The 22,205-nt window shown below is 41.2% G+C and carries 21 protein-coding genes; 16 read left to right on the top strand and 5 right to left on the bottom strand.

Features of this window, described 5'->3' with window-relative positions; all coding sequences use genetic code 11:
• Positions 1 to 33 precede the first annotated feature (33 nt).
• The gene (sucC, locus tag CTN07_RS01295; protein ID WP_005300204.1) at positions 34 to 1,200 is read left to right on the top strand and encodes an ADP-forming succinate--CoA ligase subunit beta; all 1,167 of its coding nucleotides are present in this window, start codon (positions 34 to 36) and stop codon (positions 1,198 to 1,200) included.
• Positions 1,200 to 2,072 carry a succinate--CoA ligase subunit alpha gene (sucD, locus tag CTN07_RS01290; protein WP_005300203.1) on the top strand — a complete coding sequence of 291 codons (873 nt, stop codon included), beginning with the start codon at positions 1,200 to 1,202 and terminating at the stop codon, positions 2,070 to 2,072. The genes sucC and sucD overlap by 1 nt, the downstream gene beginning before the upstream one ends.
• Before the next feature lie 88 nt (positions 2,073 to 2,160).
• Here sucD and znuB read toward each other — a convergent pair whose 3' ends face one another.
• Positions 2,161 to 2,946 (bottom strand): zinc ABC transporter permease subunit ZnuB, encoded by a 786-nt coding sequence (znuB, locus tag CTN07_RS01285; RefSeq protein WP_005300202.1) that lies wholly within the window; start codon positions 2,944 to 2,946, stop codon positions 2,161 to 2,163.
• 11 nt (positions 2,947 to 2,957) lie between these two features.
• Positions 2,958 to 3,707 (bottom strand): zinc ABC transporter ATP-binding protein ZnuC, encoded by a 750-nt coding sequence (znuC, locus tag CTN07_RS01280; RefSeq protein WP_005300201.1) that lies wholly within the window; start codon positions 3,705 to 3,707, stop codon positions 2,958 to 2,960.
• A 96-nt stretch (positions 3,708 to 3,803) separates the two neighbouring features.
• On the opposite strand from znuC, the gene znuA reads away from it, so the two are divergent.
• The 5 genes from znuA (at position 3,804) to CTN07_RS01255 (ending at position 9,049) form a co-directional block, all read left to right on the top strand.
• On the top strand, positions 3,804 to 4,739 hold the full coding sequence (gene znuA, locus CTN07_RS01275) for a zinc ABC transporter substrate-binding protein ZnuA (protein ID WP_005300199.1): 936 nt from the start codon (positions 3,804 to 3,806) through the stop codon (positions 4,737 to 4,739).
• 2 nt (positions 4,740 to 4,741) lie between these two features.
• Positions 4,742 to 6,091, top strand: coding sequence for a murein DD-endopeptidase MepM (gene mepM, locus CTN07_RS01270; protein ID WP_005300198.1), 1,350 nt, complete (start codon positions 4,742 to 4,744; stop codon positions 6,089 to 6,091).
• A 215-nt stretch (positions 6,092 to 6,306) separates the two neighbouring features.
• Positions 6,307 to 6,534 (top strand): FeoA family protein, encoded by a 228-nt coding sequence (locus CTN07_RS01265; RefSeq protein ID WP_036764158.1) that lies wholly within the window; start codon positions 6,307 to 6,309, stop codon positions 6,532 to 6,534.
• Complete coding sequence (feoB, locus tag CTN07_RS01260) at positions 6,534 to 8,810, top strand: Fe(2+) transporter permease subunit FeoB (protein ID WP_005300195.1); 2,277 nt, start codon at positions 6,534 to 6,536, stop codon at positions 8,808 to 8,810. Before CTN07_RS01265 ends, feoB begins: the two co-directional genes overlap by 1 nt.
• On the top strand, positions 8,807 to 9,049 hold the full coding sequence (locus tag CTN07_RS01255) for a FeoC-like transcriptional regulator (protein WP_036764157.1): 243 nt from the start codon (positions 8,807 to 8,809) through the stop codon (positions 9,047 to 9,049). Before feoB ends, CTN07_RS01255 begins: the two co-directional genes overlap by 4 nt.
• A 75-nt stretch (positions 9,050 to 9,124) precedes the next feature.
• Here CTN07_RS01255 and CTN07_RS01250 read toward each other — a convergent pair whose 3' ends face one another.
• Positions 9,125 to 9,559: an HIT domain-containing protein gene (locus CTN07_RS01250; RefSeq protein WP_036764155.1), complete on the bottom strand. Its 435-nt coding sequence runs from the start codon at positions 9,557 to 9,559 to the stop codon at positions 9,125 to 9,127.
• A gap of 161 nt (positions 9,560 to 9,720) precedes the next feature.
• On the opposite strand from CTN07_RS01250, the gene CTN07_RS01245 reads away from it, so the two are divergent.
• Positions 9,721 to 10,326: a DUF924 family protein gene (locus CTN07_RS01245; RefSeq protein ID WP_005300192.1), complete on the top strand. Its 606-nt coding sequence runs from the start codon at positions 9,721 to 9,723 to the stop codon at positions 10,324 to 10,326.
• 112 nt (positions 10,327 to 10,438) lie between these two features.
• Here the strand turns inward: CTN07_RS01245 and argS are convergent, their stop codons facing one another.
• Positions 10,439 to 12,169, bottom strand: a complete 1,731-nt coding sequence (argS, locus tag CTN07_RS01240) for an arginine--tRNA ligase (RefSeq protein WP_005300190.1) — start codon at positions 12,167 to 12,169, stop codon at positions 10,439 to 10,441.
• Positions 12,170 to 12,583: 414 nt separating this feature from the next.
• Between argS and CTN07_RS01235 the strand changes: the two genes are divergently transcribed.
• A complete protein-coding gene (locus CTN07_RS01235; protein ID WP_005300188.1) occupies positions 12,584 to 13,168 on the top strand; it encodes a VOC family protein in 585 nt (194 codons plus the stop codon).
• Positions 13,169 to 13,258: 90 nt separating this feature from the next.
• Here CTN07_RS01235 and purU read toward each other — a convergent pair whose 3' ends face one another.
• Complete coding sequence (gene purU, locus CTN07_RS01230) at positions 13,259 to 14,098, bottom strand: formyltetrahydrofolate deformylase (protein ID WP_172460609.1); 840 nt, start codon at positions 14,096 to 14,098, stop codon at positions 13,259 to 13,261.
• Between the two features lie 253 nt (positions 14,099 to 14,351).
• Between purU and yoaA the strand changes: the two genes are divergently transcribed.
• The 7 genes from yoaA (at position 14,352) to rnd (ending at position 22,158) form a co-directional block, all read left to right on the top strand.
• A complete protein-coding gene (yoaA, locus tag CTN07_RS01225) occupies positions 14,352 to 16,310 on the top strand; it encodes a DNA repair helicase YoaA (RefSeq protein WP_005300184.1) in 1,959 nt (652 codons plus the stop codon).
• Positions 16,311 to 17,012, top strand: a complete 702-nt coding sequence (tsaB, locus tag CTN07_RS01220; RefSeq protein ID WP_036764153.1) for a tRNA (adenosine(37)-N6)-threonylcarbamoyltransferase complex dimerization subunit type 1 TsaB — start codon at positions 16,311 to 16,313, stop codon at positions 17,010 to 17,012.
• Between the two features lie 59 nt (positions 17,013 to 17,071).
• A complete protein-coding gene (locus CTN07_RS01215; RefSeq protein ID WP_036764152.1) occupies positions 17,072 to 17,362 on the top strand; it encodes a hypothetical protein in 291 nt (96 codons plus the stop codon).
• A gap of 142 nt (positions 17,363 to 17,504) precedes the next feature.
• On the top strand, positions 17,505 to 18,062 hold the full coding sequence (locus CTN07_RS01210) for a Slp family lipoprotein (RefSeq protein ID WP_005300180.1): 558 nt from the start codon (positions 17,505 to 17,507) through the stop codon (positions 18,060 to 18,062).
• Positions 18,063 to 18,068: 6 nt separating this feature from the next.
• Entirely contained in the window at positions 18,069 to 18,971 is a 903-nt protein-coding gene (locus tag CTN07_RS01205; RefSeq protein WP_005300178.1) for an alpha/beta fold hydrolase, read from the top strand.
• A gap of 178 nt (positions 18,972 to 19,149) precedes the next feature.
• Positions 19,150 to 20,844 (top strand): long-chain-fatty-acid--CoA ligase FadD, encoded by a 1,695-nt coding sequence (gene fadD, locus CTN07_RS01200; protein ID WP_005300176.1) that lies wholly within the window; start codon positions 19,150 to 19,152, stop codon positions 20,842 to 20,844.
• Between the two features lie 165 nt (positions 20,845 to 21,009).
• Positions 21,010 to 22,158, top strand: a complete 1,149-nt coding sequence (gene rnd / locus CTN07_RS01195) for a ribonuclease D (protein WP_005300173.1) — start codon at positions 21,010 to 21,012, stop codon at positions 22,156 to 22,158.
• Positions 22,159 to 22,205 lie beyond the last annotated feature (47 nt).

Genomic DNA, 22,205 nt, shown 5'->3' with positions numbered 1-22,205 from the left:
AATAAAGAGACCGATAACAATGGATAGAACATTATGAATTTGCATGAATATCAGGCAAAGCAGCTGTTCGCTGAATATGGTCTGCCTGTCCCAGAAGGATACGCGTGTAGTACACCACAAGAAGCGGCAGAAGCTGCTGGTAAAATTGGTGGTGAGAAATGGGTTGTAAAATGCCAGGTTCATGCTGGTGGTCGAGGAAAAGCCGGTGGTGTCGAGTTACACGAAACTAAAGAAGGCATCAAAACATTTTCTCAGCAATGGCTAGGTAAACATTTAGTCACATATCAAACAGATGCTAATGGGCAACCTGTCTCAAAAATTCTAGTTGAAGCAGCATCAAATATCGCCAATGAGTTGTACTTAGGAGCTGTGGTTGATCGCGCTTCTCAACGTATTGTATTTATGGCCTCAACAGAGGGCGGCGTTGAAATTGAGAAAGTTGCAGAAGAGACTCCAGAGCTTATTCATAAAGCTGCAATTGATCCTCTTGTTGGTCCTCAAGCATATCAAGGTCGTGAATTAGCATTTAAGTTGGGTTTAACTGGCGATCAAATTAAACAATTTACTCAGATCTTTTTAGGGCTAGGTAAAATGTTTACGGATTATGACTTGGCGCTTCTTGAGATTAACCCGTTAGTTATTACCGATGACGGCAACTTATTGTGTCTTGATGGTAAGATCAATATTGATGCAAACGCCTTGTACCGTCAGCCTAAGTTACGTGAAATGCACGATCCCTCACAAGAAGATGAGCGCGAAGCACATGCTGCTCAATGGGAACTTAACTACGTTGCACTCGATGGCAATATAGGTTGTATGGTAAATGGTGCAGGTCTTGCGATGGGGACGATGGATATTGTTAACCTCCATGGTGGACAACCTGCTAATTTCCTTGATGTTGGCGGTGGTGCAACTAAAGAGCGTGTAACAGAAGCGTTTAAAATTATTCTCTCAGACAGTAATGTTAAAGCCGTATTGGTAAATATTTTTGGTGGTATCGTCCGATGCGATCTGATTGCCGAGGGTATTATTGGTGCAATTGCTGAAGTTGGTGTAAAAGTTCCAGTCGTTGTACGTCTTGAAGGGAATAATGCTGAGCTCGGTGCGGCAAAATTGGCCGAGAGCGGATTAAATATTATTGCAGCAACATCGCTAACAGAAGCGGCCGAAAAAGTGGTTCAAGCAGCGGAGGGCAAATAATGTCAATTCTTATCAATAAAGACACCAAAGTTATTTGCCAAGGCTTTACCGGAGGCCAAGGAACATTTCACTCTGAACAAGCTATTGCTTATGGAACTCAAATGGTGGGGGGCGTCTCACCAGGTAAAGGAGGTTCCACACATTTAGGCTTACCCGTTTTTAATACAGTTCGAGAAGCTGTTGAAGCAACTGGCGCAACGGCAACCGTTATTTATGTACCTGCGCCATTTTGTAAAGATGCCATCTTAGAAGCCATTGATGCTGGTATTGAACTTATTGTTACGATCACCGAAGGTATCCCAACCTTAGATATGCTGGATGTAAAAGTACGTCTAGATCAGGCCGGTGTTCGCATGATTGGCCCTAACTGTCCGGGGGTGATTACTCCTGATGAGTGTAAGATTGGCATTATGCCAGGTCATATTCATAAAGCGGGTAATGTGGGTATTGTGTCTCGTTCTGGGACATTGACCTATGAAGCGGTTAAACAGACAACAGATGAAGGGTTCGGTCAATCAACGTGTGTTGGTATTGGCGGTGATCCTATTCCGGGATCAAGTTTTATCGATATTCTCGCGATGTTTGAGCAAGATCCTGCAACAGATGCCATTGTCATGATTGGTGAAATTGGCGGTACCGCTGAAGAAGATGCAGCAGCTTATATTAAACAACATGTCACAAAACCTGTTGTCTCTTATATTGCAGGAGTTACGGCACCTCCAGGTAAACGCATGGGGCATGCTGGTGCAATTATCTCAGGTGGAAAAGGAACCGCAGAAGATAAATTTGCGGCTCTAGAAGCTGCAGGTGTACGTACGGTGAAAAGTTTAGCTGATATTGGTTTGGTTTTACGTGAAGTGATGCCCAAGTAATAGCATCGGTTGAGCCGTCTATTTTCATAAAATAAAACCCGTTAAGTTATCATCGCTTAACGGGGTTCTTTTTCATTAATTGGTGTATTTAGCGTTCAGATTTTTTAAATTGGCTTAGGATAAAGAGTGCTGCCGCTGAAACAACAACAGATGGACCCGCTGGTGTGTCGTATTGCCAAGAGAGTATCAATCCACCTACGACTGCGATAGCGCCAATAATAGAAGCAAGGCAAGCCATCATTTCTGGACTGCGAGCAAAACGACGCGCCGTTGCTGCTGGAATAATAAGTAGTGATGTAATAATCAACGCACCGACAAACTTCATCGCAACTGCGATAACCAGACCAACCATTAGCATCAGCAATAGACGCATAAGATCAACATTTATACCTTCTACTTGTGCCATTTCTTCATTGATGGTCATTGATAGCAGTGGTCGCCACAACCAAACTAACATCCCAAGGACTAAGACTCCACCACCATAGATCCAGTACAGATCGGTTGTTGTAACAGCCAGTAGATCACCAAAGAGATAAGCCATAAGATCGATACGAACATTATCTAAAAAGCTGACTGCCACTAAGCCAAGTGATAGCGCACTGTGAGCTAAAATTCCTAGTAATGTATCGGTTGCAACCAGTTTTTGCTTTTGCAGTGTCACAAGAATAACGGCTAGAGCTAAACAGCAGATAACTAGCGCTAAATTGAGATTGATATTAAATAAAAATCCCAGAGCGATACCCAATAACGATGCGTGGGAGAGAGTATCACCAAAATAGGCCATTTTCCGCCATACAACAAATGAGCCTAAAGGTCCTGCGATAAGGGCAATACCGATGCCCGCTGCGAGTGCAGGAAGTAGAAATTCAAGCATAAAGCTGTGCCTTAGTTATGTTTATGGTTATTGCAACAAGATGAAACTGTCTGACCATTAAGATCATGTTCATGATTATGCTGATGTTTATATACTGCGACTTGATCCCCAAATAAAGCGATATAAGACGGGTGTGCTGTAACCGCATCAGGCGTACCTGAACAACATATATGGTGTTGTAGGCAGATCACTTGATCGGTTTTTGCCATAACCAAATGAAGATCGTGGGAGACCATTAAGATCGCACAGTTTAATACATCACGAAGTTCTTGGATTAGACGGTACATTTCAATTTGACCGTTAACATCAACGCCCTGTACCGGTTCATCGAGTACTAATAAATCTGGATTGAGCAAAATAGCTCTTGCCAGCAAGACCCGCTGCATTTCGCCACCAGATAAATTATGCATATCGTTATGGATAAGATGTTGTCCACCCACTTGAGCTAAAGAGTCAATTCGCTGTTCTGCAGTATATTTACCTGCTAAACGCATAAACCGATCAACAGAGAGAGGCAGGCTATCATTAAGGCGTAATTTTTGCGGAACATAGCCAATTTTAATTCCTTTTTTGCGAATGACTTTGCCCGATGTTGGTTTACGCAATCCGGTAATGATCTTTACTAGCGTCGATTTTCCTGCACCATTTGGCCCGATAAGTGTTGTAATTTGCCCTCGCTCGATTTTTAACGAGATATTGTCCAGTACATTTCGCTCTTGAATAGCGACGATAACTGATTGTAATTCAACTAAGGTAGTCATAGGAAAAGATGCTTAATAAGAATTTGCCAACAGGTGATGTTATAATATAACATATCAAAACTTGATACGTAACTAGACATTTTACTGGATTTTTTTATGAGACGCTTACTTTCTTTTTGTGGCGCAAGCGCCATGCTCTTTTCCTCTTTAGCCACTGCTCATGAACTTAATGTTGTCACAACTGTTCAACCATTAAATCTTATTGTGAGTGAGCTTACGGAAGGTGTTGCACATAGCGAGGCAATATTACCAGCTGGAACATCTCCTCACGATTATGCTTTACGCCCATCTGACGTAAAAAAGATAAAAAATGCAGATTTAGTGATATGGATTGGCCCTCAATTGGAATCTTTTCTAAAAAAAGTACTCCAAGGAAATAGCAAGAATCTTGCACTAACAGAACAGGCAGGGATCGATTTCCGTCATTATGGCGAAGAAGATGAAGATCACGATCACCACCATGACGATGGTATGGAAAATGCTGAACATGATCATCATGACCATGATCACCATCATGAAGGGATTGACCCTCACGTATGGTTAGGACCAAAACAAGCGATTGAAGTTGCAAAAGTGATCACTCAGCAACTGGTTAAGCAAGATCCATTGCACAAAGAACAGTATGAGGCTAACCTCTCACGTTTCACCTCAGAGGTTAACCAGACAATTACACAGCTTACAACTGAGCTGAAACCATTAACGGGACATGGTTACTACGTTTTTCATGATGGCTATGGCTATTTTGAAGAGCAGTTTGGATTAAAAAATTTAGGACATTTTACGGTTGAGCCCGATCGTCGACCAGGAGCGAAGACTCTAATAAGTATTCGCCAGGCGTTACAAGATCATCAGGCTTACTGTGTGTTCAGTGAACCCCAGTTTTCTCCAGCTGTAGTAGATAGCGTTGTTAATGGTACCGAGGTGAAAGTAGGGACCCTTGATCCAATGGCGACAGGTATTGTGGCTGGCAAGGGGGGATATGTTCGATTTTTACAACAGCTCGGACAAAGTTTTACCAAGTGTCTTAAATAACAATGAAATTATATCAGGTTGCGGTTTCTTCAATAAAAGGGCTACCACGTCAGCATAAAATTGCACTAGCCTCAACCTCATTGCTCGTCATGGCTGCCCTAATGTGGCAGCCATCTAAATCAACGTATCGTGCGCCTATTATATCTGGCGAGCGAGTTGCTATTGATTTAGCACACGATAATATTGAGGTTTTGTCTGAACAAAATAGTGAACCATTAGGTGTGATTTTGGATCCGCAAGATCCAGAATTCCAAGCGCCTAAAGATGATTTAGACAAAGAGCTAGAAGCAGTAAAAGACGAAGAACATAAACATAAAGTGGCTTCTGGCGATACGCTAGGATCTATTTTTTCTCAATATGGATTACCTGTCTCTGACATGTACGCTCTTATTGATGCAAATAAAAGTATTCAGCATCTTAAAGTAGGTCAGCAGATGGAATGGTCATTAGACAGTGATGGCCGAGTTAAAGATTTCAGTATTGTTCGTGATCGCAAGACTACGGACACTTTTACGCTTACAAAAAAAGGCTATAAATATAAAGCTGTTGAAATTGCAGGCGTTATCAAACCCGTTATCTTACATGGTAAAGTAACCGGAAGTTTTTATAATTCTGCTCGTAATGCGGGCTTATCTCCGACACAAATCAAAACCGTGGTTAAAGCACTGCAGTGGAAATTTAATTTAGGCAGTGGTGCAAGTCGTGGTGACCGATTTGCTATTTCTCTCGATCGTGAATTTATTGATGGTAAGCCGGTTAATATGGGAGATGTGAATGCATTCTTTTATAAACACGGTAATCAAACTTATTTTATTCAGCGTTTTGATGATGACCAATTCTTTGATCAAAGTGGTCGTAGTCTAAACCGTTCATTTAGACGTTATCCAACAGCGAAACGTTATCGAATCAGTTCATCTTTCAATCCACACCGTCGCCATCCGATTACAAGACGCATTTCACCTCATAACGGTACCGATTTTGCTGTACCTGTTGGTACTCCTGTATTGGCATCTGGTGATGGTGTTGTCGTTAAATCGCGTTATCATCCACTTGCTGGTAACTATATTGTGATTAAACATGGTCGTGAGTTTACCACGCGCTATTTACACTTGAGTAAACGCTTAGTGAAGGTTGGAGATCGCATTAAGATGGGACAACGAATTGCTTTAAGTGGTAATACAGGTCGTTCTACTGGTCCTCACTTACACTATGAATTGATCAAAAATGGTCATCCAGTAAATGCGATGAAGGTACCATTGCCTCAATCTGATCCTCTCTATGGCAGCAAAGCAAGTAAGTTCAGAAAAGAAGCAAAAGTTGAATATAAAAAATTAGCGGCAGCTGCTGGCTAATAATGACCATAAAGATAAGCGCACTATATTAAATAGTGCGTTTTTTTTATATCAATAACCATACTAAAAATACTACCTTTCCATTTTTGGGATCTTTGTATTTATTTTTGATATGTGATTTTGTTGATATAAAACAAGATTACTTGATTAAGAATAGGTAGAATTGCTAATTAGAAATGCTAATAATTCTTATTAAGATGGCGATTTAAAACATTATGAAACTGTCAGAGATGTCATGCGGGACAACAGGGGTCGTGACAGGAATGTCTAACCTTCCTACGGCTACACGTAAAAAATTAATGGTTATGGGACTTCTTCCTCACACAGAAGTTGCAGTGGTTCGTCTTGCTCCGCTTGGTGATCCGCTACAAATCCGTGTACGCGGCGTTGATATTGCTTTACGTAAGCAAATTGCTGAAAGTATTGAAGTTGAGGTTAAGTAATGCAATACCATATTTTAACGGTAGGTAATCCAAACAGCGGTAAAACGACTCTGTTTAACGGTCTGACAGGCGCGAAACAGCACGTTGGTAACTGGGCTGGTGTAACAGTCGAAAAGAAAACAGGCCGTTATGAGCGTGTTGGGGATGAATTTGTCTTAACCGATTTACCTGGTATCTATAATTTAGATAGTGCAAATGATGCTAACAGTCTTGACGAAGCGATTGCATCTCGCGCTATTTTAACTACACCTGCCGACGTGATTATTAATGTCGTTGATGCTTCATGCCTTGAACGTAGCTTATATATGACATTACAGTTGCGTGAATTAGGCCGTCCAATGATTGTTGTACTAAACAAGATGGATGTTCTAAAACGTCAACGTCAAATTCTTGATATTAAAGGTCTAGAAAAAGCATTGGGTTGTCCAGTGTTATCGCTATCGGCAAACAATAAAAAGCAAGTTGAAGAGTTTAAAGAAAAATTACATAAGATGCTGACTCAAGGCATCTCTGTACATGGTCTGTCTTTAGATTACGGTGTGGAATTTGAGAGTGCTGTTAGTGAATTAGAACCGCTATTTTCTGATGGTGAAGTCAAGGCTCGTGCTCAAGCGATTCGTGTACTAGAAAATGACACTTTGGTTATTAATACCTTAGAAGACGACGATAAATTTAAGGCTTGTAACACTCGCAGTAAATTAATGGTTGATGTTGACCCCGATATCCAAGTTGCTGATATTCGTTATACCTTTTTGCATAATTTATGTCAGAAGGTTCGTCGACAAGAGGGGAAACTGAGTCATAACATTACTGAACGTATTGATAATGTTTTACTAAACCGCCTGTTTGGTATCCCATTTTTCTTTATTGTTATGTATTTGATGTTCCTATTTGCTATCAATGTGGGTAGTGCGTTCATCGACTTTTTCGATATCAGTTTTGGCGCTATTTTCGTTGATGGTGCGCATCATGTTTTAGATGGCCACTTACCTGCATGGTTAGTTACGGTTATTGCAAATGGTGTTGGTGGTGGTATCCAGACCGTTGCGACCTTTATTCCGGTTATTGCTTGTTTATATCTATTCCTGACAGTGCTTGAAAGTTCGGGTTATATGGCTCGTGCCGCTTTTGTGCTAGATAAAGTGATGCAGAAAATTGGTCTGCCAGGCAAAGCATTTGTACCTCTTGTGCTAGGTTTTGGTTGTAACGTGCCAGCAATCATGGCAACGCGTACTCTTGAGCATGAACGTGAGCGCAAACTCGCTGCAGCAATGGCTCCATTTATGTCATGTGGTGCTCGACTACCTGTATATGCACTGTTTGCCGCTGCATTTTTCCCTCACAGTGGTCAGAACGTTGTATTCTCTCTGTATATTCTAGGTATCGTGGTTGCTATCTTTACCGGTCTTGTGCTGCGTAACACGCTTTACCCTGGTACAAGTGACAGCTTTATTATGGAGATGCCAGATTACGAGTTACCAACATTCCGTAATGTTGTGCTGAAAACATGGCAAAAAGTGAAGAAGTTTGTCCTTGGTGCTGGTAAGACTATCGTTGTTGTTGTTGCGATCTTAAGCTTCTTTAACTCATTAGGTGTTGATGGTTCATTTGGTAACGAAGATTCACCAAACTCTGTTCTATCTAAAACCGCCCAGGTTGTAACACCTGTGCTTGAGCCTATTGGTGTCAAAGCGGATAACTGGCCTGCAACTGTTGGTATTATTACTGGTATTTTCGCAAAAGAAGCCGTAGTTGGTACTTTAAATAGCCTATATTCACCAGAACAAGCAGGTGATGATACAGAGTATGATTTACTGGGTAGTTTAAAAGAAGCGGTTGAGAGTATTCCAGCTAACTTAGAAGGCATTAACTTCTCAGATCCTCTAGGTCTAAGCGTTGGTGATTTAGATAACCAATCGGCAGCAGCAGAAGAGCAGGGTGTCGATCAATCGGTCTTTGGTAATATTCAGGCTCACTTTGTAAGTTCTGCCGCAGCAATGGCGTACTTGATCTTTATCTTACTATACACACCATGTGCTGCCGCTATGGGCGCATATGCTCGTGAATTTGGTCAGAAGTTTGCTTGGTTTATTGCCGGCTGGACAATGTTGCTTGCTTATACTTGTGCAACCTTGTTCTACCAGATTGCACATTTCATGGATCATCCAGCATCAAGCATGCTTTGGATCGGATTATTTGTTGCAATCAATGTTGGTTTAATTCTTATCTTTAAACATCAAGGTAAGAAACAACGAGAAGAGTTATTGGCATTATGATTTTACAGCAGCTAAAACAGTATATTGAACAACACGGCCGAACCAGTCGTAAATCTTTAGCAAAACATTTTGCACTTTCAGAAGATGGTGTTGATGCAATGCTTGAGGTGTGGATTCGTAAAGGAATTGTGAGTAAAGAACTGGTTGGCTGCAATAGTGATGGATGTTGCCAAAGTGCAAAAGAAGTTTGGTATCGCTTACTAAAATCAAACGAATTGTCCATTATGGTCATGCGTTAAAGTAAACCAGACTGATTGAAATCAAATAAAAAAAGGCAATGAGGACATTATCTTCATTGCCTTTTTCTTTATGTTTTATGCTGGAATAAAAGTAATTTCAGCTTGCTGTTCTAATTCACTTTGCAGTTCTTCTACTAGTGCTTGCTGTACTGCTTCAGAACGTTGAATTCCTTTGGTATTACCCCAGATAGGGCCTGGCCATGCGATGTCATCACTAAAGCGGGCAATATGGTGTAAGTGCAGTTGTGGCACTAAGTTGCCAAGAGCGCCTACATTGATCTTTTCTGCTTTATAATCGGTTTCTAATAGTTGAGCTATCAAGCAAGATTCTTTGATAAGTTGAATCTGTTCTTGCTCAGATAGGTGATGAATTTCGCGAAGATTGTCCTTCTTAGGAACCAAGATTATCCAAGGTCCTAGTGCTTCTTTAGCTAATAAAACTCGGCTGAGAGGGAAGTCACCCAATACGCTGGTATCTGCGGCTAGTCGCTCATGCAATGTAAAACTCATTATGGATACATCCTATGTTTTGCTCTTGTTCACAGGCTAGAAAAAAATATTGCTGATTTAGCCTCTCTTTTATGAATTTTGACATTATCTTTCAAATAAATACATCACAATTATCTCTAATAATAAATAGGGTTCGATGTGTCGTATTTTAGAGGTGTTTTATGATTCCCGAATATAAGCAAGTTCTGGATTTTTGGTTTGGTCCATTAACGGAGGAAGTAACAGTAAGTGATCGAAAAGCATTATGGTTTACTGGTGGTGAAGAGGTTGATCGTTTAATCACAATGCAGTTTCATTCATTAGTACAACAGGCAGGAGCCGGGCAATTAAGCCATTGGACTCAAACCCCAAAAGGAACTCTGGCTTTAATTATTTTGCTTGATCAGTTTTCTCGGAATATTTATCGAGGTTTGAGTGCTGCTTTTCGCTATGATTCATTAGCACTTGCAATTTGTCGTCGTGGAATGTCTCAGAATCAAGATGAAGAGCTAACACCAATAGAGCGTGTCTTTTTTTATCTACCGTTAGAGCATTCTGAAGCATTAGAAGATCAAGAAGAGAGTGTTTTTCGTTTTGATCGATTAAGAAACATGGTATCAGCCAAAAATAAGCCCGTATTTGATGGTTTCTATCGTTATGCTGTGAATCATCATGAGGTGATTAAACTGTTTGGACGTTATCCTCACCGAAATGCGGCAATGGAAAGATTATCAACACCAGAAGAGTTGGCCTGGCTGAATCAAGGTGGACAGAGGTTTGGTCAATAATTGATAGATAAGAAGTAATAAATAAGCAAATAAAAAACCTCTACTGTAGCAGCAGAGGTTTTTATTTATCTGTTAAAACAATCCATTAAAGGTTGTTTGTTAAGATTATGGATTACATGCGATCCAGAGTCTTAATACCTAGAAGATCTAGACCTTGTTTGATTGTTTTCGCTGTTAGATGAGCCAGTTTTAGACGGCTCTGCTTAACTTCTTCTTCTGCGTTTAGAATTGGGCACGCTTCGTAGAAGCTAGAGAAAGTACCAGCTAGTTCGAATAGGTAGTTACACATTACGTGTGGGTGACCTTCACGAGCAACAGTTTGTACTGCTTCTTCAAACTGAAGTAGTTTAGATAGCAGTGCTTGTTCTTTCTCATCAGTGATAATAATTGGGTGAGTAAGGTCTGCTAACTCAACACCAGCACGTTTGAAGATAGATGCTACACGAGTGTATGCATACTGCATGTAAGGTGCTGTGTTACCTTCAAATGCTAGCATGTTGTCCCAATCGAAGATGTAGTCTGTAGTACGGTGCTTAGAAAGGTCAGCGTACTTAACCGCAGCCATAGCAACAGTATTAGCAATTTCTGCTTTCTCTTCTGCGCTTAGCTCTGGGTTCTTCTCTTCAATTAGCTTGTTAGCACGCTCTTGTGCTTCATCAAGAAGATCAGCAAGACGAACAGTACCGCCTGCACGAGTCTTAAATGGACGACCGTCTTTACCTAGCATCATACCAAATGCGTGGTGCTCAAGAGATACGCTCTCTGGAACATAGCCCGCTTTACGTACGATAGACCAAGCCATCATTAGGTGTTGGTGCTGACGTGAGTCGATGAAGTAAAGTACACGATCTGCGTGTAGTTTCTCATAACGGTATTTAGCACAAGCAATATCAGTTGTTGTGTATAGGTAACCGCCATCGCGCTTCTGGATGATTACACCCATAGGCTCGCCATCTTTGTTTTTGTACTCATCTAGGAATACAACAACTGCGCCGTCATCTTCTACAGCAAGACCTTTTTCTTTTAGGTCTGCAACGATGCCAGGTAGCATTTCGTTGTACATTGACTCGCCCATTACGTTCTCATCAGTTAGAGATACGTTTAGACGGTCGTAGTTACGCTGGTTTTGTTTTAGCGTAATTTCAACTAGTTGCTTCCATTTTTCATGGCAGTATTCATCGCCGCTTTGTAGACGAACAACATAGTTACGTGCTGTTTCTGCAAACTCAGGATCTTCATCGTAAAGTACTTTTGATTCACGGTAAAAGCCTTCAAGATCGCTGATGTTCATTGAAACATCTGAGCCATCTTGCTCTTTACGAACCATGTTTGCGATAAGCATACCGAACTGAGTACCCCAGTCACCTAGGTGGTTAGCACGGATAACATTGTGGCCTAAAAACTCAAGAGTACGAACAACAGCATCACCGATGATAGTTGAACGTAGGTGACCTACGTGCATTTCTTTTGCTACGTTTGGTGCTGAGTAGTCAACAACGATAGTTTGTTCTTTCTCTTTAGCAACGCTTAGACGGTCATCATTTAATGCTTCTTCTGCACGAGCGGCTAACCACTGCTTGTTTAGGAAGATATTGATGAAACCTGGGCCTGCAATTTCTACTTTCTCAGCCATTTCGCCAAGATCTAGATTATCGATAACTTTTTGTGCGAACTCGCGAGGGTTAGTGCCTAGCTGTTTTGCTACGCCCATTACACCGTTAGCTTGGTAATCACCAAACTGAGCTTTCGCAGACTGACGAACCGCTGCTGGGCTACCTGCTGGTGCGCCTGCGGCTTCTAGTGCCTGAGATACTTTGTCATTAATTAGTGCTTGAATGTTCACACGCTTATCCTTCAATTCGTTTATAACGCTAACGAACACATTAGCGGAGTAAAAACGTTACCTTTATCCAAGAAACCGTCAAAAATAATCACGAATATTTTCGCTATTATTGAGCGTTTTTTACTCAGTGAAACTATCGTGAGTATTTTTGACGGGGCCGCCTCACATGATGAGAGTATAGCCTCTTCGATAAAAGGTATGCATTACCCTAATAATACCCACAAGTTAAGGTACTTTGGCAACCCGAAAATCCCTCTTAATGTGATTTTTTTTTCGTTATCTAATTTTGCTGAAAAATATGCATGAGGTTAGATGGTATCTGGCCTGCCATTATCTGGTGTAAACTATAGCAATCAGTAAAACTATGGATAATTATGCATTTTTGGCAGGCGTAATAAGAACTGGAGAAAAAACATGCAAAAATTGAAAGAAATTGGCCTACATCCTGAGCAAATGTTGGCAAATCTGCCTGCTTTTATGAATAAGATCACAAGCTTGTTACAAGAGCTAAATATTTCTCTTACTGAATACAAGGCCGATCACATTGCTTTGCGAGTAAATAATTATGCAGATGCTGAGTTATTACACCAAGCTTGGCTCGAATATGGTATTGAATGGTCAAATAATTGGATTAATGGCCGTCCAATTATCGTGATTGGTTTTACGCAGCCATTGCAGGTAGGTGATTGGACTATTGAAGCATTAGAGCTTCCTTACCCTAGTAATAAGATCTATCCACAGCAGGGGTGGGAGCATATTGAGTTTGTGATTCCATCGAATGCGCGAACAACCGATGAGTTAAAGCAACATTTGGCAGAGCAGTTACCAAGTCTTGATTGGTCAGGGTTTGAAGAAAAGCAGGTTAAGGTCAAAGCAAGTTCTCCTGCTGGGGAAAAAGAGCGCTTACCAAATCCAACGATTGCGTTTAAGAAAGACGGAGTGTGTATTAAATTGCATCCTTGCTCTCTTAAAGCTGTGTTAGAAAGTGAGTCTGAATAGCGTTTAAAGAAATTGGAATTCGTATCCCTAGCTTAATTGAAGTACAGGGATACGATATGTTGTTGTGCAGTTATGTGTGGTTTTGTGTCGCTATAAGATGACGGTTCGATTTCCGTGTACAAAAACACGATCATCAAGAACTAAACCTAACGCTTTACTGAGCACTGATTTTTCTACATCGCGTCCTGATTTTGCCATTTCTGTTGCGCTGAACGTGTGATCAACTGGAATGACATTTTGAGTAATAATCGGCCCTTCATCCAAATCATTAGTAACAAAGTGCGCGGTTGCCCCAATAATTTTAACGCCACGCTCAAATGCTTGTTGATAAGGTTTTGCCCCAATAAAAGCGGGTAAAAAGCTGTGATGAATATTAATGATCTTATGAGGAAAAGCTGCGACAAAATTAGGGGTTAGAATTCGCATGTATTTTGCGAGTACCACATAGTTTGGATCATATTGCTGCACGGTTTGTAATAGCTGAGCCTCGTGTTCTTCACGGCTTAAACCTTCGTGGCTAACGTGGTGGTACGGAATATCAAACTTTTCGGTAAGATTTTGCAGCGTATCATAATTGCCAACAACTGCGGCAATTTCAACATCCAAAGTGCCATCAAAGGCTTTGACTAAAATATCACCAAGGCAATGAGCCTCTTTGGTTACCATGATAACAATACGTTTGCGATCATTGTTTATTAAGCGGCGACGACTTCCATTAGGTAGGGCTTTGTCGAGATCGGCTAAAAAAGTATTGTCGTTAAAATAGCCTTCGAGTTCGGTTCGCATAAAGAATTGATTATTGGTGTTATCAACAAATTCTTTATTATTAATAATGTTGAGCTGATGCTTATGACAGATATTGGTGATTTTAGCGATTAATCCTAGATCATCAGAGCAATCGGTAAGCAGTGTTTTCTTTTCCATTTTCATCCCTGTTTCTATTTCTAAGCCAGAATGTTTGAAACTCTGTCTCTATAGTTTTTTGCATAGTTTTCTGCTTGTGGTCTTCATTTTTTACTCTGAAAACATGACGGGGTCAAAACATTCTAATTCTTTCTTTGGTTTGAATTTTTAATAAATCGTCGGGGATTTCAAAAAGTAATTGAGCGATAAACTGGCTGGTAATTAGGAAAATTGGCATAATGCTACGTCAAAACCTGTATGGATAACCAATAGTTTTCTTATGATTGCCAAGTTTTTTGCTCCTGGTGGGGCTTTAGCGAAAGCCATTCCTGGATTTCAAGCCCGACAGCCTCAAATAGAGATGGCGACAGCAGTTGCTAATGCGATTAAACAACAAGGGCAGTTAGTTGTTGAAGCTGGCACCGGAACCGGAAAGACGTTTGCTTACCTGATTCCGGCTTTAGCCAGTGGTAAGAAAACCATTATCAGTACGGGTTCAAAAAGTTTACAGGAACAGCTTTTCCATCGAGATCTACCCTTGATGACCGAAGCTATTGGTTTTACAGGGCCTGTTGCATTGTTAAAAGGACGCGCAAACTATTTGTGTTTAGACCGATTGGCAAGACAGACTGTTGAAAGTCATGGCGTTCATACTGATCCTACACAGTTAACTCAACTGGTTAAGATTCGCTCTTGGTCTTCTGCATCAAAAACTGGGGACTTGGGCGAGTGTGACGAACTGGCTGAAGATAGCCCTATTATTCCGCTTATTACTTCCACCAATGATAATTGTCTGGGACGAGAGTGTCCTTATTATGATGACTGTTTTGTGATGAAGGCACGTAAGAAAGCGATGGAAGCGGATGTGGTTGTCGTTAACCACCATTTATTTCTTGCCGATCTGGCAATAAAAGAAACTGGCTTTGGCGAGTTGATCCCTGAGGCGGATAATTTTATTTTTGATGAAGCCCATCAAATCCCAGATATTGCCAGTCAATATTTTGGTCAAAGCTTTACTAGCCGCCAAGTACAAGACCTAGCAAAAGATATTGAAATAGGTTATCGCACAGAAGCGAAAGACATGCGCCAGCTCCAAAAAACGGCTGATAGATTGGCTCAAGCGGCTTTTGATTTACGCATTATACTAGGGGATCCTGGTTTTCGTGGTAACTGGCGTGAAGCGGTTAAAGTTCCTGCGGTGAGTCGAGAATTAACTCGCTTACAAGATGCGTTAGAGCTGACCTATGATGTCCTTAAACTCTGTTTAGGTCGTAGCCAATTGCTTGATACGGCTTTTGAACGGGCAACGCTATTAAAGGGCAAACTTAATCGGTTATGTGATACCAGTATTACGGGTTATTCGTATTGGTATGAATGTACTCCTCGCCATTTTAGCTTAAATATTACGCCGTTATCGGTTGCTGATAAATTTCATGAGCAGATCGAACAGAAGAAAGGGGCATGGATATTTACTTCGGCGACGCTCGCTGTGGATGGCGATTTTAGCCATTTTAGTCAACGTTTAGGTCTTAAGCCTATTGAGCAATTTTCGTTAGAGAGCCCTTTTGATTATCAGCAACAAGCTCTATTGTGCGTACCTCGCTTTTTGCCCGAACCAAATAGCTATGGCTTGGCCGATAAACTCGTGACCATGTTGACACCCCTTATTCAGTCTAATGGTGGACGATGCTTCTTTCTTTGTACTTCTCATCAGATGGTTCGAGATTTAGCCGAAGGTTTCCGTCAAAGCTTAGATTTACCTGTTCTTGCTCAAGGTGAAATGACCAAACAAAAATTATTGGCTGAATATTTAGAATTGGGCAATGCACTGCTAATTGCAACTGGAGCGTTTTGGGAAGGGATTGATGTTAGAGGACAAGCATTAAGTTGTGTTATTATCGATAAATTGCCCTTTACTGCGCCAGATGATCCTCTGCTTAAAGCCCGAATCGAGGATTGCCAAGTTCGAGGGGGTGATCCTTTTGCTCAGGTACAAATTCCTGACGCTGTGATTACATTAAAACAGGGTGTGGGTCGATTGATCCGTGATGAGCAAGATAAAGGGGTTCTGGTGATCTGCGATAATCGTCTGGTTACACGGCCCTATGGCGCAGTCTTTTTACGTAGTTTGCCACCGATTCCACGAACACGAAGCGTTGATGAAGTGGAGAACTTTTTGTCACTGCTCACCAATAATGAGGTTGAGCAAGTAAATGACAACCAACATTCAGAGGCTTGAATGAGCACCAAAATTCTCGCTGTTGATACAGCAACTGAAAATTGTTCTGTTGCCCTTATTATGGGTAATGAGGTTATTGCACGTTGTGAATATGCACCTCGTGAACATACAACAAAGATTCTACCTATGGTTGATAGCGTTCTAGCAGAAGCTGGCGTTAAATTAAATCAACTGGATGCGCTGGCTTATGGCCGTGGACCTGGTAGTTTTACCGGTGTTCGTATCGGTATCGGTATTGCGCAAGGGTTAGCCTTTGGTGCTGATCTGCCTATGATTGGTGTTTCAACACTGGCGGCAATGGCTCAAGGCTCTTATCGTACAGAACAAGCTGAGCAAGTTGTCGCAGCTATTGATGCTCGCATGGGTGAAGTGTACTGGGGACAATACCAACGCCAACAAGATGGGGATTGGGCTGTTCTTGGCGCTGAACTGGTTATTGAACCAAAAGCATTACCTGAGATGGTTCAAACTGAGTCTGGTATCTGGCTAACGGCAGGCACAGGCTGGGAAAGCTATGCTGAAGAGATGAGCAATCTGCCTCTAGAGCTGAAAACGGGTGCTATGCTTTATCCAGAAGCTCAAGATATGGCATTTTTAGCTCAGTTTGCTTTTGCTCGTGGTGAAATGGTTCCTGCTGAAGAAGCAAGTCCTGTTTATCTTCGCGACACGGTAACATGGAAGAAACTTCCAGGCCGCGAATAAGCATATTATTAGGGTAAGTAGTTTTCTGAGCTACTTACCCAGAATATTAAGAGGTGGTTATGCAGATCAGTTCCCGATTACCACAAATTGATGTTTTATCTTCAGCCACGAAAAAAATATCTGGCAAACCAGCTGCAATAGCTCATACCTCTGCTCCTTCGTCCTCATCTCGCCCATCATCTCTTGCGCTTTCTCATCATTTATCTAGTGTTCAGCAAACGTATCAGCCCGTACAGTATGATCAGGTCTCTCCAAAGGTTGGCTCTGCCCTTAACCATTATCAGCAGGTACTGCACTATGGGGCTAAAGAGCAACTGTCTCAATTAATTGGAGTCAATATTCTGGTCTAATCCCTCCAGTTAATACGAAATCTATTCTCATTATCAGTAGGAACTGCGGAATGAAACCTCATATTTGTGGTCGTAATTGAGAATAAAATTGAACAAGATGTCTATTTTGGCTGATTATTAGACATTTATGATAGGAGAGGTTATGTATAGAACGCTATTTCTTGGGGGGATCTTACTGTTTATGGTAGGCTGCTCCGCCGTGCCAGAAAGTCTACAGACCGCTTCGGACAAGCCGATTACGAATGTGCAGAGTTTGATTGCTACGCCTGAATTAATGCAAGGACAAGAAGTCCGCTTAGGTGGTGTTATTGCCTCTATTAAAAATGAGGAAAATCAGACTCGACTTGAAATATCTGCAATGCCACTTACTTCTGATGGACGTCCAGTTCTTGGCGCGAAACCGCAAGGTCGGTTTATTGCCTATGAAAACGGATTTCTTGAACCAATGGAATATGCGCCAGGGCGTTTAGTCTCAGTGGTTGGACATTTCCGAGGTATGGAAAAAGGCAAAGTGGGGGAATTTGATTATAACTTTCCCGTGATTGATGCCACTGGTGACCAGATCTGGCAAGTACATCAAGAAGTTAGAATTGATGATGTATATCCGCCTTGTTTTGGTCGTTACTGTCATCGCTATTGGCGTAATTATCCTTACCGAGGACCAATGAGAGGGCAAGTCATTCAACGAGTGACTCCTTAGGTAGATATGGTATTTGATATTCAATTCCAGTTAGCTGAGCTTCAGTTAGCTGGTTTTTGCTCTTTTGAGTTTGATAAAACTAATGGTAGTAAGAATAGTTCGGTGGCAAAAACTGACGCACCGCTCATTCTGATGTTTCATGGTTGGCAAGATAATGCAGCGACGTTTATCCCTTTAATTCAACATCTTCGTCCTTATTATCAAATGATAGCTGTTGACTTACCGGGTCATGGATTATCACACCACCGCAGCACAGATAATTTCTATCATTTTGTCGATTATCTTGATGATATTTCACAACTGGTTGAACAATTATCCAGTACTGAGCAGCCTATTATTTTACTGGGTCACTCATTGGGCGCAATTATAGCCAATAGTATTGGGGCTATGATGCCTGAACATATACAGGCAGTGATTGCTATTGAAGGTTTGACTCCTTTATTTGAGAGCGAAAGTAATACACTTAAGCGCTTACAAAAAGGTGTCGCCAGCCGTAAATTGAGTCGTCGTCGCTTACAAAGAGAACCAAAGGGATTTTTGAGTTTTTCAGAAGCGCTTGCGATGAGAGCAAAGGCGAATCAACTCAAACCTGAACTATTGGAGCAAGTAGTCGAACGTGGATGCTATCTCGATCAGCAAGATTGGTTTTGGCGACATGATCCTAAATTGCGCTGTGAATCGCTATTTCGAATGTCTTCTAATCAAGTGAAAAATATTATCGAAGGCATCGAGTGCCCCGTTTTCTCAATTGTGGGTGAACATGGCTTTGATTATTTACGAGCTCCACAAACATCTCATTCGTGGTTTCGTAATCTAGAACAAGTTCAAGTGAAAGGTGGCCATCATTGCCATTTAGAGAGTAGTGAGGCCGTTGCGTACTATGTAAAAGAGTTTATTTCTAAGACATAGGTGACAACAAAGATTACATCAGTGTGACAATATAGTTATCAACATCAAACTTTACTATTGAAGTTGAGCTTTAACGTACTGATATTCGTATAAATGTGCTGTAATAATCCAATAAACTGTATTTATTACACCAGAATAATAAAGACTATCGCGTCTAATTCTTATAAGGAGAGTGCAAGTGGATAAGGTTTGGCTTAGCCGCTATCCGGAAGATGTACCGGCAGAAATCAACCCAGACATGTATTCATCATTGGTTGATATGTTTGAGCAGTCAGTACAAAAGTATGCAGATCAAACCGCGTTTATTAATATGGGGCAGGTGATGACCTTCCGCAAATTAGAAGAACGTAGCCGAGCATTTGCTGCTTATTTGCAAAATGATCTTAAACTACAAAAAGGTGATCGTGTTGCGGTCATGATGCCAAATTTACTGCAATACCCAATTGCTATTTTTGGTATTTTGCGTGCAGGTTGTGTGGTTGTAAATGTAAACCCACTATACACACCGCGAGAATTAGAACATCAGTTAAACGATGCGGGCGCAAAAGCGATCGTTATCGTGTCTAACTTTGCTCATACTTTGGAAGCCGTTGTTAAAGATACAAGCGTTGAGCATGTTATTTTAACACGTTTAGGTGATCAGCTTTCTCGTCCTAAAGGTACTTTAGTTAACTTTGTTGTTAAATACATCAAGAAGATGGTACCGAAATATCACCTACCTCACGCAACATCTATGCGTATGGCTCTACGCAAAGGTCGTAGAATGCAGTATGTGAAGCCATTTATCTCAGGCGAAGATATGGCATTTTTGCAATACACCGGTGGTACGACTGGGGTAGCAAAAGGAGCGATGTTAACGCATCATAATATGGTATCGAATGTGATGCAGGCTAAAGGTGCTTATGGCCCTGTATTAACTGAAGGTCGTGAACTGATTGTAACGGCTTTACCTCTATATCATGTATTTGCGTTAACCGTTAACTGCTTACTGATTCTAGAAATGGGTGGTCAGAACTTATTGATCACTAACCCTCGTGATATTCCAACCTTTATTAAAGAACTGCAGCGTTATCCGTTTACAGCAATTACCGGTGTTAACACACTCTTTAATGCGTTAGTGAATAACGAAGATTTCCACGAGCTTGATTTCTCAAACCTTCGTCTATCGGTTGGTGGCGGTATGGCCGTACAACGCGCAGTCGCAGAGAAATGGCAGAATATTACGGGTAACTACCTATTAGAAGGTTACGGTTTAACAGAATGTTCTCCGCTGGTGGCTGCTTATCCATACGATCTAACTCAATATAACGGTTCGATCGGTCTCCCTGTTCCTTCAACAGAAGTACGTCTAATTGATGATGAAGGTAACGAAGTAGGTATGGATGGAACGGGTGAGCTACAAGTTCGCGGTCCACAGGTGATGAAAGGTTACTGGCAGCGTCCTGAAGCAACCAAAGAAGTGCTAACTGACGATGGTTGGTTATCAACAGGTGATATCGTTCGCTTCGATGATGATGGTTTCATGCACATTGTGGATCGTAAGAAGGATATGATTTTAGTTTCAGGCTTTAATGTCTACCCGAATGAGATTGAAGATGTGGTTGCTCTACACGGTAAAGTGATGGAAGTGGCTGCAATCGGTCAAGCTCATGATGTGTCTGGCGAGATTGTTAAGCTTTGTGTAGTTAAACGTGATCCAAGTTTAACTCGTGAAGAATTGATTGCGCATTGTCGAGAACACTTAACGGGTTATAAGATCCCTAAAATTGTTGAATTCCACGAAGAACTGCCAAAATCGAATGTAGGTAAAATCTTACGTCGAGTTCTACGTGAAGAGTCAGATAAAAAACTGGCAGAAAAGACAAACGCATAAACAAATGTACCACCCGAAAAAGGGATCGGTTACAATTGTGAATATACAGAGTGCCGGCTAATTAGTCGGCATTTTTTCTTTTTTACCAATGGCATTAAGTAATACAAAAAGGATATTAGGTATTACTTAATGCGGTTGGTTTGGTAACAAAGTAAAAGGTTTATTTTGGAATTTACAATTATTACGACCACTGCCGACTTAAAGATGGTATGCCAAGCGGCGTCTTCTGCGCCTGCTATCATGCTTGATACTGAGTTTGTTCGTACACGTACACTTTATCCTAAATTGGGTTTGATTCAGCTATTTGATGGCAAACAACTCTCTTTGATTGATCCTTTAGCAATTGAAGACATGGAGCCATTATGGGATTTACTACGCGATCAGTCAGTTATGAAAGTGCTGCACGCTTGTGGTGAAGATTTGGAAGTGTTTCAGCATCATGCTGGATGCCTGCCTGTACCTATGCTTGATACCCAACTTATGGCGGCTTTTTTAGGTCACGGTGTCTCGACAGGTTTTGGAGCCCTAGTTAAAGAGTATGTGGGTGTTGAGCTTGATAAAGGTGAAGCTCGTACAAATTGGCTTGCTCGTCCACTGACGGATCGCCAATTAAATTACGCAGCAGCTGATGTATTTTATTTATTGCCTCTGTATGAAACTTTGTTAGAAAAAGTAGGGGCCGCTGGATATTGCAAAGCGTTAGAGCAAGAGTGTAACGCTACTATGCTTAAACGAGTAAAACAAGCCGATCCAAGCAAAGCGTATTTAAATATTAAGAACGCATGGCAATTAAATCCAAAGCAATTAGCTATATTGCAAAAATTAGCCGCATGGCGTGTATTAGAATCACAAAAACGTGATATTGCGGTTAACTTTATCGTAAAAGAACTGAATTTATGGAAAATTGCTCGCTATAACATTAAGTCCAAAGCTGTAATGGAAAAAGAAGGCTTTGAACCGATGGAGATCCAACGTCATGCAAATCGTCTATTAAAGATGGTGTATGATGTGGATTCGATGTCAGCGTTTGATTATCCAGATAAAATTCAACGACTGGTCGATTTCGCTGGATACAAACAGGCGGTTAAACGTCTGAAAGATGTCGTAGTTGATGTCGAGAAGAAAACGGGTTTAGCGCCTGAATTTCTGGCATCAAAAAAGCAGATTCATCAAGTATTGTCTTGGGCTTGGAAGCATCAATATGCGGAAGATAAACGCCCAGAAATGCTAAAAACGTGGCGAAAACCATTATTTGAAGAGCGAGTAATGGGCTTATTAGAAAAAATGTCACCTAATTCGGCAAGCTTGAAATAACTAGGTTTAAGAATAAATAAAAAACCCCAGGCTTTTGGCTTGGGGTT

Origin of the sequence: Photobacterium damselae, assembly GCF_003026815.1 — a bacterium.
GTDB classification, from domain to species: domain Bacteria; phylum Pseudomonadota; class Gammaproteobacteria; order Enterobacterales; family Vibrionaceae; genus Photobacterium; species Photobacterium damselae.
Note: the sequence above shows the minus strand (reverse complement) of the source record. Positions and strands in the feature narration are given on the sequence as shown.

Coding starts and splice junctions, on each gene's coding strand:
- CTN07_RS01265 (WP_036764158.1), top strand. CDS start 6,307: ATGAAACTGTCAGAGATGTCATGCGGGACAACAGGGGTCGTGACAGGA.
- yoaA (WP_005300184.1), top strand. CDS start 14,352: ATGATTGCCAAGTTTTTTGCTCCTGGTGGGGCTTTAGCGAAAGCCATT.
- znuB (WP_005300202.1), bottom strand. CDS start 2,946: ATGCTTGAATTTCTACTTCCTGCACTCGCAGCGGGCATCGGTATTGCC.
- znuC (WP_005300201.1), bottom strand. CDS start 3,707: ATGACTACCTTAGTTGAATTACAATCAGTTATCGTCGCTATTCAAGAG.
- mepM (WP_005300198.1), top strand. CDS start 4,742: ATGAAATTATATCAGGTTGCGGTTTCTTCAATAAAAGGGCTACCACGT.
- CTN07_RS01210 (WP_005300180.1), top strand. CDS start 17,505: ATGTATAGAACGCTATTTCTTGGGGGGATCTTACTGTTTATGGTAGGC.
- sucD (WP_005300203.1), top strand. CDS start 1,200: ATGTCAATTCTTATCAATAAAGACACCAAAGTTATTTGCCAAGGCTTT.
- znuA (WP_005300199.1), top strand. CDS start 3,804: ATGAGACGCTTACTTTCTTTTTGTGGCGCAAGCGCCATGCTCTTTTCC.
- feoB (WP_005300195.1), top strand. CDS start 6,534: ATGCAATACCATATTTTAACGGTAGGTAATCCAAACAGCGGTAAAACG.
- CTN07_RS01255 (WP_036764157.1), top strand. CDS start 8,807: ATGATTTTACAGCAGCTAAAACAGTATATTGAACAACACGGCCGAACC.
- CTN07_RS01250 (WP_036764155.1), bottom strand. CDS start 9,559: ATGAGTTTTACATTGCATGAGCGACTAGCCGCAGATACCAGCGTATTG.
- tsaB (WP_036764153.1), top strand. CDS start 16,311: ATGAGCACCAAAATTCTCGCTGTTGATACAGCAACTGAAAATTGTTCT.
- CTN07_RS01245 (WP_005300192.1), top strand. CDS start 9,721: ATGATTCCCGAATATAAGCAAGTTCTGGATTTTTGGTTTGGTCCATTA.
- CTN07_RS01215 (WP_036764152.1), top strand. CDS start 17,072: ATGCAGATCAGTTCCCGATTACCACAAATTGATGTTTTATCTTCAGCC.
- purU (WP_172460609.1), bottom strand. CDS start 14,098: ATGAAAATGGAAAAGAAAACACTGCTTACCGATTGCTCTGATGATCTA.
- sucC (WP_005300204.1), top strand. CDS start 34: ATGAATTTGCATGAATATCAGGCAAAGCAGCTGTTCGCTGAATATGGT.
- CTN07_RS01235 (WP_005300188.1), top strand. CDS start 12,584: ATGCAAAAATTGAAAGAAATTGGCCTACATCCTGAGCAAATGTTGGCA.
- CTN07_RS01205 (WP_005300178.1), top strand. CDS start 18,069: ATGGTATTTGATATTCAATTCCAGTTAGCTGAGCTTCAGTTAGCTGGT.